The following is an 18,264-nucleotide window of genomic DNA, read 5'->3' on the forward strand; positions in this document are numbered from 1 at the left end:
GGGGCGGATGCCGCCCGGGTGAACACATCAGCCAAAGGTAAACCAAATTATACAGGAAGAGGGTACAGCTGTTGGATTTTAATGTATTTGAATCAATAAAGATCGGTCTTGCCTCGCCTGATAGGATCCGTGAGTGGTCCTATGGCGTTGTTGAGAGACCTGAAACCATAAACTATCGTACACAGAAGCCTGAAAAGGACGGACTTTTCTGCGAAAAGATCTTCGGACCGACCAAGGACTGGGAGTGCCACTGCGGAAAGTATAAGAAAATACGCTTCAAGGGCAAGGTGTGCGAGCGCTGCGGCGTTGAGGTAACAAGAGCCAAGGTAAGACGTGAGAGAATGGGTCACATCGAGCTAGCTGCTCCGGTTTCCCACATCTGGTACTTCAAGGGCACACCTTCAAGGATCGGACAGATGCTGGAGATCTCACAGAAAAGACTTGAAGAGGTACTGTATTTTACAAAGTATATCGTTATTGATCCGGGTGACACAGAGCTTGTAAAGGGTCAGCTGCTCACCGAAAAGGACTATAACGAGATGCTGGAAAAGTACGACGAGGACCAGTTCAAGGCAGGAATGGGCGCAGAGGCTATCAAGGAGCTGCTGTGCGAGATAGACCTTGACAAGCTTGCAGACGAGCTTAAAGAGGAGCTGAAGGATCTTTCCTCGGGACAAAAGAGGATAAAGCTGCTCAAGAGACTGGAGATCGTTGAGGCATTCAGAATGTCCGGTAACCGCCCTGAGTGGATGATACTGGACGTTGTTCCCGTTATCCCGCCCGATCTGAGACCTATGGTAATGCTGGACGGCGGAAGATATGCTACAAGCGACCTTAACGACCTTTACAGACGTGTTATCAACAGAAATAACCGTCTGAAGAGAATGCTGGAGCTGGAAGCTCCCGATATTATCGTAAGAAACGAAAAGAGAATGCTCCAGGAAGCTGTTGACGCACTTATCGACAACGGCAGACACGGCAGACCTGTTACAGGTCCGAACAACAGAGCGTTCAAGTCCCTTTCGGATATGCTTAAAGGTAAGCAGGGACGTTTCCGTCAGAACCTGCTGGGTAAGCGTGTTGACTACTCCGGACGTTCGGTTATCGTTGTAGGTCCTGAGCTTAAAATGTATCAGTGCGGTCTTCCTAAGGAAATGGCTCTGGAGCTTTTCAAGCCTTTCGTTATGAAGAGACTGGTGGACACCAACCCCACAATAAATATCAAGAGCGCAAGAAAAATGGTTGAGAGAGCAAAGCCCGAGGTATGGGATGCTCTTGAGAATGTTATAAAGGGTCACCCTGTAATGCTCAACCGTGCGCCTACACTCCACAGACTTGGTATCCAGGCATTCGAGCCTGTGCTTGTAGAGGGCAGAGCTATCAAGCTCCACCCACTGGTATGTACAGCCTTCAATGCGGACTTTGACGGTGACCAGATGGCTGTTCACCTCCCTATATCCGTTGAGGCTCAGGCTGAGGCAAGATTCCTTATGCTTGCCGCAAACAACCTGCTCAAGCCTTCCGACGGAAGCCCTGTGGCTGTTCCTTCACAGGATATGCTGCTTGGTTCGTACTATCTTACACTTGCAAAGGACGGAGAGCCGGGCGAGGGCAAGGTGTTCAGAGATGTGAACGAGGCTCTTATGGCTTACGATAAGAAGATCGTTTCCCTCCAGTCCAAGATAAAGGTAAGGATCTCAAAGCAGATCGGCGACAAACAGGTGTCCAAGATAATCGATGCCACCGTGGGAAGACTTATCTTCAACGAGGTAATCCCTCAGGATCTGGGCTATGTTGACAGAACAAACTCGGATAAGCAGTTCGATCTGGAAATAGACTTCCTCGTAAAGAAAAAGCAGCTCAAAGACCTTATCGACAAGTGTATCCATAAGCACGGTACCACTGCAACTTCTGAGGTGCTGGACAAGATAAAGGCTCTGGGCTACAAGTTCTCCACGAGAGCAGCTATCACCGTAGCTGTGTGCGATGCGGAGATCCCGCCTGCAAAGAAGGATATTCTTGCAAAGGCAGACGCTCTTGTTGACAAGATCGACAAGCAGTATAAGAGAGGTTATATCTCAAGAGAAGAAAAGTCCAAGAAGTTCATCGAGATCTGGAACAAGGCAACCGATGAGGTAACTGCCGCACTTCAGGCAAACCTTGACCCGTATAACCCCATCAACATGATGGCTGATTCCGGTGCCCGTGGTTCTATCAACCAGATCAGACAGCTGGCAGGTATGCGTGGACTTATTGCCAATACATCAGGTTCCACCATCGAGATGCCTATCAGAGCAAACTACCGTGAAGGACTTAACATTCTGGAATACTTCATCTCATCCCGTGGTGCCCGTAAAGGTCTGGCAGATACCGCTTTGCGTACAGCTGACTCGGGTTACCTTACAAGACGTCTCGTTGACGTTTCTCAGGACGTTATTATCCATGAGGACGACTGCGGAAGCGATGTAGGTATCGAGATATTTGATATCAAGAACGGCAACGAAATGATCGAGCCGCTCACAGAAAGACTTGTGGGCAGATTCCTTGTTGAGGATTACAAGGACAGCCAGACAGGCGAAATGATCTGCTCAAAGACCAAGCTTATCAACGAGCACGACGCTGCAAGGATAGTTGCTGCCCTTGAAAAGGACGGCAAGCAGTCTATCCAGATCAGATCGGTGCTCCAGTGCCACGCTAAGCACGGCGTTTGCGCTAAGTGCTACGGTGCTAACCTTGCAACAGGCAACGTCGTTCAGGTGGGCGAGGCTGTCGGCGTAATCTCCGCACAGTCTATCGGTGAGCCGGGTACTCAGCTGACCATGAGAACGTTCCATACCGGTGGTATCGCATCGGCAGAGGACATCACTCAGGGTCTGCCGAGAGTCGAGGAGCTGTTCGAGAGCCGTAAGCCTAAGGGCGCAGCGATCATTACCAGACTTGACGGTGTGGTAAGGATCGAGGAGATGAAAAAGCAAAAGCATATCATCGTTACCAGCGAGGATACCGAAAACCCGGACGAGGAAGCTTACGCTATCCCGTACGGCTACAAGATCAAAGTCCGTGACGGCGACGTTGTAAAGGCGGGAGATTCTCTTACAGAAGGTTCTATCAACCCTGCCGATATACTGGCTGTCAATGGCTCAAAGGCTGTTCAGAACTATATTATCACCGAGGTACAGAAGGTTTACCGTCTGCAGGGTGTTGATATCAACGATAAGCATATCGAGGTTATCGTGCGCCAGATGATGAAGAAGGTCAAGGTGGACGATCCGGGATCAAGCTATCTGCTGCCGGGTACTCTGGTAGAGAGAAGCGAAGTCATGAGGATGAATGACGAGATACAGCAGAGGATAGATGCAGGCGACGAGGACGCAAAGCTTATCACAACACTGCCTGTCCTTCAGGGTATCACAAAGGCTTCTTCTTACTCCGATTCCTTCCTGTCCGCAGCATCATTCCAGGAGACCACAAAGGCTCTTACAGATGCAGCGATCAGAGGAAAGACTGATAAACTCATGGGTCTTAAAGAGAACGTTATTATCGGTAAGCTTATACCTGCCGGTACGGGTATGGATATATATAACAATACCCAGATCGCTAAGGTGGACGCTCACCCTGCTGCGCAGACAGGTGTAGAGGGCGGCAGCTTCTGATAGATAATATGAACTCAAAAGGGCGGCAGCAATGCCGCTCTTTTTTTGCAAATGCACATATATGCACAACGACAGCAAGGGTCAAACAGGAGGGTTTTGGTGAATTTTTTGCCATAAAACCCTTGACAAGAGGAGATAATAAGTGTATAATATTAGAGCATGCCGACATAGGGCAAGTGCGCCCATTTGGCAGAGCTATCATTTTACGAAAGGAGAGAAAATATGCCAACCTTTAACCAGTTAGTAAGAAAGGGAAGAGATGTTCTGGTGGACAAGTCCACAGCACCTGCTCTTCAGAAGGGATTTAACTCCAAGAAGAAGGTAGTTATCGACCAGTCATGCCCACAGAAGCGTGGAGTTTGCACAGTCGTAAGAACAGCTACACCTAAAAAGCCTAACTCCGCTATGAGAAAGGTTGCCAGAGTTAAGCTGACAAACGGAAACGAAGTAACAGCTTATATCCCGGGCATCGGTCATAATCTGCAGGAGCACAGCGTTGTTCTTATCAGAGGCGGACGTGTTAAGGATCTTCCTGGTGTAAGATATCACATTATCCGTGGTACACTTGATACACAGGGCGTTGCAAAGAGAATGCAGGCAAGATCCAAGTACGGTGCAAAGAGACCAAAGGCAGGAGCAGCCAAGGGATAAAAAATATCTCTGAAGCTCGGAAAGTTTAAAGGAATATACTCATTGTCGCAAAATGCGAAGACCACAGTTAGTGTGGAGTGATTTATATAGATGACTCTACATTGGGCTGACGGGGCTGCAGAATACGCTTATTATATTATAATAGTGTATGGCTGCGGAGCGAGTACCTGTGAATTCATTTATTTGTGAAGGAGGGAATCAAAGTGCCAAGAAGAGGTAGAGTTACAAAAAGAGACGTGCTTCTTGATCCGGTTTATAATTCAAAGCTGGTAACACGTCTTGTAAACAACATTATGCTCGACGGCAAAAAGGGTGTTGCCCAGAAGATCGTTTACGGTGCATTCCAGATCGTAGAGGAGAAGACAGGCAGACCTGCTCTTGAGGTATTCGAGGAGGCAATGAATAACATCATGCCTGAGCTCGAGGTAAAGGCTCGCCGTGTGGGCGGTGCCACATATCAGGTTCCAATGGAGGTTCGTCCTGACAGACGTCAGACACTGGGACTGAGATGGATAACAAAGTATTCTCGTGAGAGAAACGAGGACACAATGAAGGAAAGACTCGCTGCAGAGATCATGGACGCACTTAACGGTACAGGCGGATCCTGCAAGAAGCGTGACGAAACACACAGAATGGCTGAAGCTAACAAGGCTTTTGCACATTACAGATGGTAATTTCGGTATTTTAAACAGGAGGAAATTATGCAAAGAGATTGTTCTTTACAGGACACAAGAAATATTGGTATCATGGCTCATATCGATGCCGGCAAGACCACTACTACCGAGCGTATCCTTTTTTATACCGGAATAAACCATAAGATCGGAGAAACTCATGATGGTACAGCCACTATGGACTGGATGGCTCAGGAGCAGGAAAGAGGTATAACAATTACTTCTGCTGCTACTACCTGCTATTGGAAGAACCATAGACTTAACATCATCGACACCCCGGGACATGTTGACTTTACTGTTGAGGTCCAGAGATCACTGAGAGTTCTGGACGGATCTGTAACTGTTCTTTGTGCAAAGGGAGGCGTTGAGCCACAGACTGAGACCGTATGGCGTCAGGCTGATAACTATAAGGTACCGAGAATGGTATACGTGAACAAGATGGACATTATGGGAGCTGACTTCTATAACGTTCTTAATATGCTTCACGACAGACTGCAGTGCAATGCAGTTCCTATCCAGCTGCCTATCGGCGCTGAGGACGAATTCAAGGGCATTATCGACCTTATCGAGATGAAGGCTTATATCTATACAAACGATATCGGCACAGACATCCAGGTCGAGGATATCCCCGAGGATATGAAGGAAAAGGCTGAGCAGTACAGAAGCGAGCTTCTCGAGCACGTTGCAGAAATGGACGACGAGCTTATGGAGAAGTATTTTGATGGTCAGGAGCTCACCGAAGAGGAGATCAAAAGGACCATCAGAAAGTCAACCATTGATAACACAATGGTACCTGTATGCTGCGGTACTTCATACAAGAACAAGGGCGTTCAGAAGCTTCTGGATGCGATCGTAGATTATATGCCGTCACCGCTTGATGTTCCGCACATCAAGGGCGTTAACCCCGACACAGGCGAGGAGGACGAAAGACCTTCTTCCGACGATGAGCCTTTTGCAGCTCTTGCTTTCAAAATCGCAACAGACCCGTTTGTTGGTAAGCTGTGCTTCTTCAGAGTTTATTCGGGCGTTCTGACAGCAGGTTCTACAGTTTATAACTCAACAAAGGATAAGAACGAGAGAATCGGTAGGATCCTTCAGATGCATTCTAACCACAGAAAAGACATCGAGGAGATCTTTGCAGGTGATATCGGCGCTGCTGTTGGTCTGAAGAATACCACAACAGGTGATACTCTCTGCGACGAGAAGCACCCGATCATTCTTGAATCTATGGAATTCCCAGAGCCTGTTATCCAGCTGGCTATCGAGCCAAAGACTAAGGCAGGTCAGGAGAAGATGGGTATTGCCCTTTCTAAGCTGGCTGAGGAAGACCCGACCTTCAGAACATGGACTTCTGAGGAAACAGGTCAGACTATTATCGCCGGTATGGGTGAGCTTCACCTTGAGATCATCGTGGACAGACTTCTGCGTGAGTTCAAGGTAGAGGCAAACGTAGGTACACCTCAGGTTTCTTACAAGGAAACTATCACCGCTCCTGCAACTGTGGACTACAAGTATGCTAAGCAGTCGGGTGGTAAGGGTCAGTACGGTCACGTTAAGATCAACGTTGAGCCTAACGAGTCAGGCGCAGGATACGAGTTCATCAACCACGTTGTGGGCGGTGCTATTCCTAAGGAATATATCCCTGCTGTTGACGCAGGTATCAAGGGCGCAATGGAAAGCGGCGTTCTTGCAGGATATCAGGTAGTCGACGTTAAGGTCGAGCTTTACGATGGATCTTATCACGAGGTAGACTCCTCTGAAATGGCATTTAAGATCGCAGGATCTATGGCATTCAAGGAGGCTATGAGAAAGGCTAAGCCTATCATTCTTGAGCCTATCATGAAGGTTTCTGTTATCGCTCCGGACGACTATCTTGGAACAGTTATCGGCGACCTTAATTCACGCCGTGGACAGATCCTTGGTCAGGAGCAGAGAACAGGTGCAGCTCAGGTTGACTGCCTCGTTCCACTGTCCGAAATGTTCGGTTACTCCAATGACCTGCGTTCAAAGACACAGGGCAGAGGTCAGTATGTAATGGAGCCTCACAGCTATATCCAGGTTCCTAAGAACATCAGCGAGAAGATCATGGCTTCGAGAAACAAGAACAACGACTAACTTTTTTAAAAAAAATCCATTTAGCTATTGCAAAATGGGAAAAAATTTGATATAATTATGCTGATGTAATTATACTACGGTATCGTTAAATCGGAAAATTGAAATTTAAGGAGGAAAATCCTATGGCAAAGGCACATTTTGAAAGAACCAAACCACATGTAAACATTGGTACCATCGGTCACGTTGACCACGGTAAGACAACTCTTACCGCTGCTATCACAAAGACTCTTGCTCTGGAGGGTCTTGCTGAGAAGAAGGACTATGCTAATATCGACTCTGCTCCTGAGGAGAGAGAAAGAGGTATTACGATCAACACCGCTCACGTTGAGTATGAGACAAAGAACCGTCACTATGCTCACGTTGACTGCCCGGGTCACGCTGACTATGTAAAGAACATGATCACCGGTGCTGCTCAGATGGACGGCGCTATCCTGGTCGTTGCTTCTTCCGATGGTCCTATGGCTCAGACAAGAGAGCACCTTCTGCTCGCTCGTCAGGTTGGCGTTCCTGCAATCGTTGTATTCATGAACAAGGCTGATCAGGTTGACGACGAAGAGCTGCTCGATCTGGTTGAGATGGACATCAGAGAGCTGCTTGACAAGTACGAGTTCCCAGGCGATGATACTCCTATCATCAGAGGTTCTGCACTTGCTGCTCTTGAAGCTCCGGACGATCTTAACGATCCTGCTTACAAGCCTATCCTTGACCTTATGGACGCTGTTGACAGCTTTATCCCAACACCTGACAGAAAGGCAGACCTGCCGTTCCTGATGCCTGTTGAGGACGTATTCACGATCACAGGCCGTGGTACAGTTGCTACCGGTAGAGTAGAAAGAGGTCAGCTCAAGACTGGTGAGGAAGTTGAGATCATCGGTCTTACAGAGGAAAGAGCTAAGACTGTTGTAACAGGTATCGAGATGTTCAGAAAGATCCTTGACTACGCTGAGGCAGGCGACAACATCGGCGCACTGCTGCGTGGTGTTCAGAGAACTGACATCAAGAGAGGCCAGGTTCTTTGCAAGCCGGGCTCCATTCACCCAGAGACCAAGTTCTCCGGTCAGGTTTACGTTCTGAAGAAGGAAGAGGGCGGCCGTCATACTCCGTTCTTCAACAACTACAGACCTCAGTTCTATTTCAGAACAACAGACGTTACAGGCGTTATCAGCCTTCCTGCTGATAAGGAAATGTGCATGCCTGGCGATAACGTAGAGATGGACGTTGAGCTTATCACTCCTATCGCTATCGAAGAGGGTCTGAGATTCGCTATCCGTGAGGGTGGTAGAACAGTTGGTTCCGGCGTTGTTACCAAGATCAACAAGTAATCTTGAAACGCTGAATAGCTAATATGCAATTCAAGGGAGTTATCCGAAAGGATAGCTCCCTTTTTGTGTTGACAAAAGTGCGGATGTTAATGTATAATGTTAAATGAAAAGACAGAATGGGGGATAACATTGAAACTGTTCAAACGTGTTCATATCGCCTCAAATGTGCTGGCACTCGTTATGCTGACAACATTCCTCGTGTGGACATTCTGCACACTGTCAGACCTGCCGCAGAAATTCGGTATCCACTACGACATAGACGGCAATTTCGACATTTACAGCGAAAACAGAGTAATGGCGTTCTACCCGTTCTTTGCAGGTTATGGGCTGTTTGTGATATTCAGCCTGCTTTCATTTGCCGCAAGCAAAATAAAAAAGGTCGGCGGTAAGTACAAGGAGAATGAAACTGAGGGCATACGCCTTGTAATAAGGTTTCTGTGCGATATGCTCAAACTGTGCTGGGCAGTGTTCTGGGCGTTCTGGTCATTCCACGTTATACACCAGTCACGCTGGCATTTCATCATAAACCGAAATTTCACAATAGTGCTTGTCCTTGCTTTGCCGCTGTTCGCCGCAATCGCCGCTGATGAAGTAAGAAAACACAAAATGAGAAAACAGGAGAAAACATGAGCTACATTGAATTTAAGGACGTTGTAAAAGAGTACAAAATGGGCGAGACCACGATACTCGCCAACGATAACGTCAATTTTACTATCGAAAAAGGCGAGCTTTGCGTTATCGTCGGTGCGTCGGGCGCAGGTAAGACCACTATCCTCAACCTGCTGGGCGGCATGGACACCTGCACCGGCGGCAATATCATCATCGACGGACAGGATATTGCAGGCTTTTCCAAAAAGCAGCTGACAACTTTCCGCCGCAACGACGTGGGTTTTGTATTCCAGTTCTATAATCTGATAAATAACCTGACTGCAAAGGAAAATGTTGAGCTTGCCACCCAGATATGCGCCGATGTTATGGGTGCGGAAGAAGCTCTCAATGCCGTCGGACTTGCAGAGAGAATGAATAACTTTCCCTCGCAGCTCTCAGGCGGCGAACAGCAGAGAGTCTCTATTGCAAGAGCTATTGCCAAAAAGCCAAAGCTCCTGCTTTGCGATGAGCCCACCGGAGCGCTGGACTACGTGACGGGAAAGTCTATACTCAAGCTTTTGCAGACGCTCAGCCGTGATTTCGGAGTCACTGTCGTTATCATCACCCATAACTCCGCTATTAAACCCATAGCCGACAGAACTATCTCCGTTAAATCAGGCAAAATCAAAGCTGTCGAGCTTAACGCAAACCCTGTTGACATCGACGAGATAGAGTGGTAAACTGCATAACAGCGATTGAAACAGCACCTGCTTTGACAGTAGGTGCTTTTTGATTTTGGCAGCATCGCATGACTCTTTTTCACTTTTGAGAATCTACATAATTTTAGTGAGGTAATGATAATTATTACAGCAGCCATTACAACAACAGCTGCAATGATCGCAATTATGACCTTGATCTTTTTAGACATCGAAAGCACTACCAAAATCTGTTTATTATATTATAAAACAAAAAATGGCTGTTGTCAATCGTAAACAGCGGATAGTGTACCTGACCCTGTCCACTCCGCCGCCACACAAAAATATCCGCCTTCGGAACGTACCCAAAGGCGGACAAGCGTGCAAAAGTAAGCACCGCAAAAGACCGACGAGGCTTTTGCGGAAAGGAGGAGCAGCGCAGTGAGCGCGAGATGATTTTAAACAGATAATAAAAAATCGTCGCAAGCAATACGAAGCTTGCGACGACGCAGTGGGGGAAATGGGACTTGAACCCACACGATATTGCTATCGGCAGATTTTGAGTCTGCTGCGTCTGCCATTCCGCCATTCCCCCGTTTAAAGTACAAAATATTATATCACATTTCTACAAACTTGTCAAGGTTGCAAATTTTGAAAAAAATAAGCTGATTATTTGTGCCCTTTTGCTTAAAATTCGTTAAAAAAGCCCTTGATTTTTGTTTGATTTTGTGATATAATTCTATTGTATCTAATAAACGTATAGGAGGCAATAATATGACATTACAAGATCTTACTGTTCTGATCTGCGACGACTCAATGTTCGCAAGAAAGAAACTTAGCATGGCTATCGCCAATATGGGCGTAGGTCAGATATTTGAGGCTGCCGATGGTGCGGAGGCTATTGAAAAATATGACGAGTGCAATCCTGATGTGGTATTTATGGACATTATAATGCCTAAGGTAACAGGAATTGACGCTCTGAAAGCTATTGTTGCCAAGCACCCGGATGCAAAGGTCGTAATGGCATCCTCTGTGGGAACACAGGGGCACCTTAAGGATGCGCTCAAAGCGGGTGCGGCAGACTTTTTGCAGAAGCCTATAACTGATGAGGATGCAAAAAAGATCCTTGAAAATGCTGCGAAAGGAGTTTTGTAAATGTTTGCGCAATTTTTTGGCGGTTATCTTCTCAATAAGGGATTGGTCAACTCCCAGGACCTTACAACAGCGATCGAGGACAAAAAGAATACCCGTATGCGTCTTGGCGTGCTTGCTATCAATGCAGGTCTTATGACGGCTCAGCAGGTTGAGCACGTAAACATCACTCAGCAGAGCGTGGATAAGAGATTCGGTGATCTTGCTGTAGAGCTTGGATACGTTACAAATGACGACGTTGAAAAGCTGCTTTCACAGCAGCCTACAGACTATCTGCTTCTTGGACAGACTCTGGTGAACAACGGCGTGCTTACAAATTCTCAGTTTGAAGAGGCAATAAATGCTTACAAGGCAGAGACACAGTTTTCTGATGAGGATATAAGCGACAACCAGAATGAGGTGCTTGCAAGAGTTATCAATGATTTCTATCATTTTGACAGCGCAGAAAATGCAAGGATATACACAGACTATGTAACTCTTCTGTTCAAAAACGTCATCAGATTTATCGGCGACGATTTTACACCGCTTAAATCACATATGGTAAGAGAGTATAACGCAAAGAATCTGGTAAGGCAGTCCTTTACGGGAAGCTATAACTCTGTTGCCTGCATTGCGGCGGACGACGAAGCTTATAAGGGGCTTGCAGAGCGTTTTTCAAAGGAAAGCTTTACCGAGATCGACGACTTCGTTGATGCGACTATCGGTGAGTTTCTGAATGTGGTTGACGGACTTTTTGCTGTTAACGAGTCCAACGAGTACGGTGTTGAGCTTACCATGAGTCCGCAGGAGGTCGTTAAGGACACTAAGGTGGACTTTGTAAAATCCGGATTCTGTATCCCGGTCCAGTTCCCCTTCGGAACAGTGGATTTCGTAATCTGCAATCAGTAAAAATAGTTTATAACAGGCGGCTTGCAATTCCTGCGAGCCGCTTTGCGGTGCTTTTGACCGACGTTTCGGGGTAAGCAAGTTTTTTTATAAAACACTTGAAATTTATAGTAGGATATGCTATAATGTTAAAGGCTTAAAATGAGTGAATATGATGTTCCTCATCGATCCGAGATATAGGTGTGCGGGTCCTGTGCAATGAAACGCTGTGAACCATGTCAGGCGGGGAACCGAGCAGCATTAAGCAGTCTGTTTCGTGTGACACAGTTTCGCCTGCATACCTATATGTCGGATCGATTTTTTAAGGAGTGTGAAAGAATGTATCAGGCGCTATACCGCAAATGGAGACCTATGTCGTTTGACGACGTTGTATCCCAGCCTCATGTCACAACTACCCTTAAAAATCAGATAAAAAACGGCAAGACCGCTCACGCCTATCTTTTCACAGGCTCAAGGGGCACAGGTAAAACGACCTGCGCCAGGATTTTTGCAAAGGCTGTGAACTGCGAAAATCCACATGACGGTGAGCCATGCCTTGACTGTAAGATATGTAAGGCTGCTGATAACGGCACTCTGGCGGATATAATAGAGATAGATGCCGCTTCAAACTCAAAGGTGGACGATATAAGAGAGCTTCGTGAGGGAGTTATTTATACGCCTGAAATGTGTAAATATAAGGTGTATATAATCGATGAGGTCCATATGCTTTCCCCGGGCGCATTCAACGCCCTGCTGAAAACTATGGAGGAGCCTCCCGAGCACGTTAAGTTTATCCTTGCCACCACCGAGATACATAAAGTCCCTGCTACGATAGTTTCAAGGTGCCAGCATTTTGATTTCCACAGGATCCGCACAGAGGATATTGTAAGCAGATTGACCTTTATTTCACAGCAGGAGGGATTTACCCTTGAAAAGGATGCTGCGGAAATGATAGCAAGGCTTTCCGACGGCGGAATGCGTGATGCTCTTTCGCTGCTCGACCAGTGCGTTGCCTTTGATGACCATATTACGCTGGATGTTGTGTCCGGTGCGTCGGGGATCGCAGGGCGGGATTATCTGTTTGATATTATTGAAAAAATTGCCGATAAGGATGCGGCAGGGGCGCTTGAAGTTGTGGACAAGCTTTACGGTATGTCCAAGGACCTTAAAGTGCTTGCAAATGAGCTGCTGGTGCAGATGAGAAATGTTATGCTTGTCAAGACGGTGGACAACAGCAGGGAACTGGTGATATGCCTTCCGGACGAGTATGAACGGCTAAGCGGTATTGCACAGAAACTCAAGCTTGAGGATATTTTGAGAAATATCTCCGTGCTTCAGCAGTGCAGCGAGAGATTTGCAAGGTGTACCTCAAAGCGGATAGAGCTGGAAATGACCTTTATCAAGCTTTGTACCGACACACAGGGCAACGCAGAGGTTAGAGCTGCTGTGCAAAGTACTTCCGGTGCGGAGGTCAGCGTCCTTATGAAACGTATAGCCTCGCTGGAAAGCAGACTTGCAAACGCCGGGACAGTCCAGGCGGTACAGACAGCTGCTCCACCGGAACCTAAACAGTACGATCCCGAGCTTCAGAAGCTTAACGCCGACAACGACAAGCCACTTAAACAATGGAGCGATATACTTGCAAAGATAAGGGATAAAAGCCCGGCGATAGGTTCCTTCTTAAAGGACTCGGTGGCATTTATAAAAGAAGGAAATCTTTTTCTTATCGTCCAGAGCGACTTTTATCTTAAAAAGTTCAAGGCGTCAAGTGATGCCAATATTATAAATGAAGTAATGAACGAAATGTATGGACAGACTTTCAATATCAAGGTCAAGTCAGCTAAAAAGGCTGATCCAGCCGATGCGGAAGATCCCACTAATCAGCTGCTTCAGAAGGCTATGGACACAGGTATTGAAGTTGAAATAAAAAATTGACTGTAAGGAGTTTTTGAAATGAAAGCAAGATTACCACAGGGAATGGGCAAGGGTCCGTCAAATAATATGAACCAGATGCTCAAGCAGGCTCAGCAGATGCAGGATAAGATCACCGAGCTCCAGGCTGACCTTGAGCAGAGAGAGTTCACAGGCACAGCAGGCGGCGGTGTTGTTGAGGTGGTTATCAACGGCAAGAGAAACGTGCTCAAGCTGAATATCAAGCCTGAGGTGGTTGACCCTAACGATGTTGAAATGCTCCAGGACCTTATTATGAGTGCATTCAACCAGGCAGTTGAGACACTGGACAAGACCAGCGACGAGGAAATGAAACAGCTTACAGGCGGCGTTTCCTTCCCGGGTCTGTTCTGATATGGCGGACACTAACGCTTTGCCTTTGGTGCTGCTCACAGAGCAGTTTGCCAAGCTTCCCGGCATCGGCATGAAGTCGGCGCAAAGACTGGCTTACCATGTAATGTCCATGTCTGAGGAGGAAGCAAAAGCCTTTGCGGACGCCATTTCAAGCGTCCACAGCAAGGTGCATCTTTGCAGACGGTGCCAGAATTTCACTGAAAAGGATATATGCAGTGTGTGCTCCGACGGGAAAAGAGACCACTCACTGGTGTGCGTGGTGGAGAGTCCCAAGGATATTACCGCCTTTGAAGGCTCACGTGAATTCAACGGTGTGTACCATGTTCTTCACGGGCTTTTGTCGCCTATGGAAAACATCGGTCCTCAGGATCTGAAAATAACCGAGCTTTTAAAGCGCATTGACACCGAGGGGATCACCGAGGTGATTATGGCGACAAATCCCACGGTGGAAGGTGAGAGCACAGCCATGTATATATCAAAGCTTCTCAAGCCTTTAGGCGTTAAGGTCACAAGGCTTGCCTTTGGCTTGCCTGTTGGCGGAAGTCTTGAATATGCGGATAAAGAAACGCTTAATGAGGCTATCAAAAACCGAAACGAGATATAATTAATGTGTCCTAAATAACCGCCCTCAGGCGGTTATTGCCCCGAACATAGTTCGGGGAGCGCAAATTCTTTTCAATATTGGGAATTTGCGCGTCACATTTATTGATGTCAAGCTCATTTTTTCCTAAAGGGCAAAACAAAGTGCAAGAAAAATTCTCAATATCATTCTTTTTTCTTGCACTTTGACAACTAAAAATATGCTTTAAAAAGCTATATAAAGCCGATTTTTAGTTGTTGAGCAGACATTAATTAAAACTCCCTGTTGATGCAGGGAGTTTTTTTTATGTCTGTTTTTTGTTTTCCCGGAGCTGTCTGAAAAAGCGGCTTAGTATATCCGCACATTCCTCTTTAAGCACCCCTCCAACCAGCTGTGGTTTATGATTGTAGGGCAGTTCAAACAGGTTTACCACCGAGCCGCATGAACCCGCCTTAGGATCGGATGCGCCGAACACAACACGCTGTATCCTTGAATTTATTATTGCCCCTGCACACATGGGACAAGGTTCAAGGGTAACATAAAGCTCACAGTCTATCAGCCTCCAGCCCCCAAGTTTTCTGCTTGCGGTCTCTATGGCGACTATCTCTGCATGGGTAAGGGGGGATCTGCCGTATTCACGGCGGTTAAAGCCTCTGCCCACAATCTCCCCGGTGGAGCGTTTTACAACTATTGCCCCCACAGGGACCTCTCCCTGCCGGGCAGCAAGCTCCGCCAGTTCCAGAGCCTTTCGCATATAGATCTCATCTCTGTCCATCATTTGAACCTCATTATAAGAAAGAACATTCCCGCAACTCCCACCAGCCAGATCACAATGGAGTTGGTGGTGAAAAAGAGCTTCAGTTTTTCCCCTGTGTCAAGCTCGGAGGGGTCATCTTTTACGGTGAATGCCCATTTGCCGTTACACATGAGCCGGGCAAAGATAAAAGCTGCCACTGCCATAATAAAGGCGCAGATGATGACCTCGACTATACGCCCGTTTGTAAAGCTGTCGATCACCAGCCTTGTAAGTGCATATCCTGATACAGATGCGGTTATACGCATGATTATTGCAGATTTCAGCGAGCCTGTTCTAAGGGTAAAAAGTCCCAGCGTTGCCGAGCACAGCACCGCATATCCCATTGATGATATATCGTAATAGGTCAGGGAGAAAGCTATGCCGGAAACCAGCATTGCAAACGTGTCACCGAACTGGCGGAAGGTCTGCATTACAGCACCACGGAAAAAGAGCTCCGAAACGATGCTTACAAGTACGCAGTTGAAGATCAGATAGATCAGATCCGAAACAAAATTGTTGGGATCGTGTATCGCAATGTCGTAAACGCAATCCAGGTTTATAAGACCGAAAATCAAGCTGATGACATAGTTGAACACTCTGCTGAACACCATTATCACAAGGATAAGGAATATGCCGCTTTTTGAGAGCTTTGCACCCTTGGGGACGGGGGCGGCAACTTTAAGGGGTATGCCTGTGGACTTTATAAATATCAAAAAGGCGATCAGATATTTCAGCAGGTTCATGCAGCAATAGAGCAATACCAGAAGCGGGTTGAACTCATGTGTGGGAGAGTCTATGCCGGAATAGTATATTGCATCCGCACCCGGGTCCTGAAAGATCCTGTACAGCATCAGTGAGGTAATACCGTCTATTGCCAGAATAATTATCATTACCACACCTAAAAGACCCAGGCATTTTACCAGCGCTTTGCGCTCAGCAATGTCTGCGGACTTCTGAAAATACCCCTCGCCGTCAACGTAGGTATGCTCACGGGTGTCATGAACAAAGCTGTATCCATAGGGATTACCCTTTTTGGTTCTCCACTTGGAGAACTCTTTGTGGTAGTCGTCAAACTGGTTCTGATAGGTTTTATCATTTGCCACGTCTATAAGGTATTTTTCCTTGTCCTCCAAGCAGCTCACCTCTCTTTCAGATTACAGTATAACACATTTTTTTACATAATAAAAGCCCCGCAGCAACTTTTTTGCAAAAAAAGACCGAAAGCTCTGAGCCTTCGGTCGTATGTTTATTCAGCTTGCTTTGCGGTGAGTTATCTTTCTTGCCTTTTTCTTCATAACGCTGCCCAGATGCATACTTATTTCAAGCATTGCAGAATACTTATCAATGGCAACTATAACATAGCTTTCCGCATATTTTGGCAGCTTAACAGTCAGCGGCCACATATGTTTTACTATCATGTCCTCCTCACGCTTATCAACGTCAAAATGCGCCTTTGCGTTCTCAAGAGCAGTCTGAGGGTGGGTGAACCCATGGGGCTTCTCACCGGGCTGTCTTTCTCTTGTACGCCAGTCATACAAAAACAGGTCGTGGAGAAGTCCTGCCCTTGCAGCGGAACGTGCGTCAAGCCCCAGCTTTCTGCACACAAGGTAGTTGTAATAAGATACGTTCAGACTGTGCTGGAAACAGGTGGTGCTGTAATGATGACGGTAATTCTTCATCTCGTTGACAACATCGCTGTCAAGAAGGTCTTTTACAAAGTCAAAGTATTCCTTGGTGTGCTGTGAATGTTCAATATTATATTTGGAACCCATTGCTTTTGCCATTTGTCTTCCTCCTAGTGTTCTCATTTCTCTATATGGTAAGGTCAGCTGCTGACCTGTTATATCATTCCATTATAAATTATACCCCGTAAATAAGATGATTTCAAGGTGAAACGGTGATAATTGTATTATGATTTGAGCAATTTTATATAACTAAGGAATATACCTGCGCAAAAATATTATTTAATTCATCAAAAATACTTACAATCGTAAAACTCCGGAATAAAATGGGTGTTCGCTGATGACCTTTGCTGGAAAAAGCCCTCAAAGCCCAGCTTTACAGCGTGGTCAACAACGCTGTTATATTCAAAAGTGGAAGTGCGCCGTGAAAGCTCCTTGTGCTCAAAGGCTTTGTAAACAGGGACAAACTGGCTCATAATGCTTATAAGTATCTGGTCAGTGTCAAAGGCCGAGGCAAGCTCATCCAAAAGCCTCATGGAGTCGTGCCTTTGACCGGGCAGCACCAGGTGGCGCACTATAACACCCCTTTGCATAACACCGTTTGGGTCAAAAACAGGCTTGCCCGCTATTCGCACCATTTCCTTTATGGCGTTTATTGCGGCAGGGAAGTAGTCGGCAGCTGCGGAGTACTTTTGTGAGAGCGCACTATTATAATATTTAAGGTCGGGCAGAAATATGCTTACCCTGCCCTCAAGCATTTTAAGTGTCTGCACCTGTTCGTATCCGCCGCAGTTATATACCGCAGGTATCTTCAGACTGTCCTTTACCATGTCAAGAGCACTGCATATCTGGGGGACAAAATGTGTTGGGCTGACCAGGTCGATATTGGCTGCGCCCATATCACGGAGCTTTAAAAATATATCCCCAAGCTCCCGGGTGGTGACCTCAAATCCCTTGCCCAGGGCGGAGATCTCGTAGTTCTGACAAAAGCAGCATTTAAGGCTGCAGCCTGAAAAGAACACGGTTCCTGCGCCGTGCTCTCCCACCAGGCAAGGCTCCTCCCACAAATGAAGGTCTGCCCGTGCAATGCGTACTTTGTCTGTTTCGCCGCAAAATCCGGGAGATTTTGTTCTATCCGTATTGCACCGCCTGGGACAGAGGGTACAGTGCTTTAAAATATCCATGCCTGCG

The 18,264-nt window shown here is 46.7% G+C and carries 16 protein-coding genes, 1 tRNA gene and 1 other RNA gene; 13 read left to right on the forward strand and 5 right to left on the reverse strand.

Annotated features, from left to right (window positions below):
* Positions 1-71: 71 nt before the first annotated feature.
* The 7 genes from rpoC to T494_RS0108220 all read left to right on the forward strand — a co-directional run bounded on the left by rpoC (position 72) and on the right by T494_RS0108220 (position 9,740).
* A complete protein-coding gene (gene rpoC / locus T494_RS0108190; RefSeq protein WP_028505879.1) occupies positions 72-3,653 on the forward strand; it encodes a DNA-directed RNA polymerase subunit beta' in 3,582 nt (1,193 codons plus the stop codon).
* Between the two features lie 222 nt (positions 3,654-3,875).
* Positions 3,876-4,304 carry a 30S ribosomal protein S12 gene (gene rpsL, locus T494_RS0108195; RefSeq protein WP_028505880.1) on the forward strand — a complete coding sequence of 143 codons (429 nt, stop codon included), beginning with the start codon at positions 3,876-3,878 and terminating at the stop codon, positions 4,302-4,304.
* A 203-nt stretch (positions 4,305-4,507) separates the two neighbouring features.
* The gene (gene rpsG / locus T494_RS0108200) at positions 4,508-4,978 is read left to right on the forward strand and encodes a 30S ribosomal protein S7 (protein ID WP_028505881.1); all 471 of its coding nucleotides are present in this window, start codon (positions 4,508-4,510) and stop codon (positions 4,976-4,978) included.
* 27 nt (positions 4,979-5,005) lie between these two features.
* Entirely contained in the window at positions 5,006-7,090 is a 2,085-nt protein-coding gene (gene fusA / locus T494_RS0108205; protein ID WP_028505882.1) for an elongation factor G, read from the forward strand.
* 122 nt (positions 7,091-7,212) lie between these two features.
* Positions 7,213-8,412: an elongation factor Tu gene (gene tuf, locus T494_RS0108210; RefSeq protein ID WP_028505883.1), complete on the forward strand. Its 1,200-nt coding sequence runs from the start codon at positions 7,213-7,215 to the stop codon at positions 8,410-8,412.
* A 129-nt stretch (positions 8,413-8,541) separates the two neighbouring features.
* Entirely contained in the window at positions 8,542-9,042 is a 501-nt protein-coding gene (locus T494_RS0108215; RefSeq protein ID WP_028505884.1) for a hypothetical protein, read from the forward strand.
* The gene (locus tag T494_RS0108220) at positions 9,039-9,740 is read left to right on the forward strand and encodes an ABC transporter ATP-binding protein (protein WP_028505885.1); all 702 of its coding nucleotides are present in this window, start codon (positions 9,039-9,041) and stop codon (positions 9,738-9,740) included. Before T494_RS0108215 ends, T494_RS0108220 begins: the two co-directional genes overlap by 4 nt.
* Before the next feature lie 467 nt (positions 9,741-10,207).
* Here the strand turns inward: T494_RS0108220 and T494_RS0108225 are convergent.
* A tRNA-Leu gene (locus T494_RS0108225) sits at positions 10,208-10,290 on the reverse strand.
* A gap of 179 nt (positions 10,291-10,469) precedes the next feature.
* Here T494_RS0108225 and T494_RS0108230 point away from each other — a divergent pair.
* From T494_RS0108230 to recR, 6 genes are all read left to right on the forward strand, one after another.
* On the forward strand, positions 10,470-10,850 hold the full coding sequence (locus tag T494_RS0108230) for a response regulator (RefSeq protein WP_028505886.1): 381 nt from the start codon (positions 10,470-10,472) through the stop codon (positions 10,848-10,850).
* Positions 10,851-11,735 (forward strand): chemotaxis protein CheX, encoded by an 885-nt coding sequence (locus T494_RS0108235; RefSeq protein ID WP_028505887.1) that lies wholly within the window; start codon positions 10,851-10,853, stop codon positions 11,733-11,735.
* Positions 11,736-11,914: 179 nt separating this feature from the next.
* An RNA gene (gene ffs / locus T494_RS13655) (signal recognition particle sRNA small type) lies at positions 11,915-12,014 on the forward strand.
* 36 nt (positions 12,015-12,050) lie between these two features.
* Entirely contained in the window at positions 12,051-13,646 is a 1,596-nt protein-coding gene (gene dnaX, locus T494_RS0108240) for a DNA polymerase III subunit gamma/tau (protein WP_028505888.1), read from the forward strand.
* Positions 13,647-13,664: 18 nt separating this feature from the next.
* Entirely contained in the window at positions 13,665-14,015 is a 351-nt protein-coding gene (locus tag T494_RS0108245; RefSeq protein ID WP_028505889.1) for a YbaB/EbfC family nucleoid-associated protein, read from the forward strand.
* 1 nt (position 14,016) lies between these two features.
* A complete protein-coding gene (recR, locus tag T494_RS0108250) occupies positions 14,017-14,619 on the forward strand; it encodes a recombination mediator RecR (RefSeq protein WP_028505890.1) in 603 nt (200 codons plus the stop codon).
* A 280-nt stretch (positions 14,620-14,899) separates the two neighbouring features.
* Here recR and tadA read toward each other — a convergent pair whose 3' ends face one another.
* From tadA to T494_RS0108270, 4 genes are all read right to left on the reverse strand, one after another.
* Entirely contained in the window at positions 14,900-15,370 is a 471-nt protein-coding gene (gene tadA, locus T494_RS0108255) for a tRNA adenosine(34) deaminase TadA (protein ID WP_028505891.1), read from the reverse strand.
* Positions 15,370-16,524, reverse strand: a complete 1,155-nt coding sequence (locus tag T494_RS0108260) for a CPBP family intramembrane glutamic endopeptidase (RefSeq protein ID WP_028505892.1) — start codon at positions 16,522-16,524, stop codon at positions 15,370-15,372. The genes tadA and T494_RS0108260 overlap by 1 nt, the downstream gene beginning before the upstream one ends.
* Positions 16,525-16,641: 117 nt before the next feature.
* Entirely contained in the window at positions 16,642-17,175 is a 534-nt protein-coding gene (locus T494_RS0108265) for an HD domain-containing protein (protein ID WP_028505893.1), read from the reverse strand.
* Between the two features lie 188 nt (positions 17,176-17,363).
* Positions 17,364-18,257 carry a Fe-S protein gene (locus T494_RS0108270; protein WP_051540248.1) on the reverse strand — a complete coding sequence of 298 codons (894 nt, stop codon included), beginning with the start codon at positions 18,255-18,257 and terminating at the stop codon, positions 17,364-17,366.
* Positions 18,258-18,264: the final 7 nt, after the last annotated feature.

It is taken from the genome of Ruminococcus sp. FC2018 (assembly GCF_000621805.1).
Taxonomy (GTDB): Bacteria; Bacillota; Clostridia; order Oscillospirales; family Ruminococcaceae; genus Hominimerdicola.

Bases quoted from the DNA above. Each gene is read 5' to 3' on its own strand.
- rpsL (WP_028505880.1), top strand. From the start codon at position 3,876: ATGCCAACCTTTAACCAGTTAGTAAGAAAGGGAAGAGATGTTCTGGTG.
- fusA (WP_028505882.1), top strand. From the start codon at position 5,006: ATGCAAAGAGATTGTTCTTTACAGGACACAAGAAATATTGGTATCATG.
- tuf (WP_028505883.1), top strand. From the start codon at position 7,213: ATGGCAAAGGCACATTTTGAAAGAACCAAACCACATGTAAACATTGGT.
- T494_RS0108220 (WP_028505885.1), top strand. From the start codon at position 9,039: ATGAGCTACATTGAATTTAAGGACGTTGTAAAAGAGTACAAAATGGGC.
- T494_RS0108230 (WP_028505886.1), top strand. From the start codon at position 10,470: ATGACATTACAAGATCTTACTGTTCTGATCTGCGACGACTCAATGTTC.
- T494_RS0108235 (WP_028505887.1), top strand. From the start codon at position 10,851: ATGTTTGCGCAATTTTTTGGCGGTTATCTTCTCAATAAGGGATTGGTC.
- dnaX (WP_028505888.1), top strand. From the start codon at position 12,051: ATGTATCAGGCGCTATACCGCAAATGGAGACCTATGTCGTTTGACGAC.
- T494_RS0108245 (WP_028505889.1), top strand. From the start codon at position 13,665: ATGAAAGCAAGATTACCACAGGGAATGGGCAAGGGTCCGTCAAATAAT.
- recR (WP_028505890.1), top strand. From the start codon at position 14,017: ATGGCGGACACTAACGCTTTGCCTTTGGTGCTGCTCACAGAGCAGTTT.
- tadA (WP_028505891.1), bottom strand. From the start codon at position 15,370: ATGGACAGAGATGAGATCTATATGCGAAAGGCTCTGGAACTGGCGGAG.
- T494_RS0108265 (WP_028505893.1), bottom strand. From the start codon at position 17,175: ATGGCAAAAGCAATGGGTTCCAAATATAATATTGAACATTCACAGCAC.
- T494_RS0108270 (WP_051540248.1), bottom strand. From the start codon at position 18,257: ATGGATATTTTAAAGCACTGTACCCTCTGTCCCAGGCGGTGCAATACG.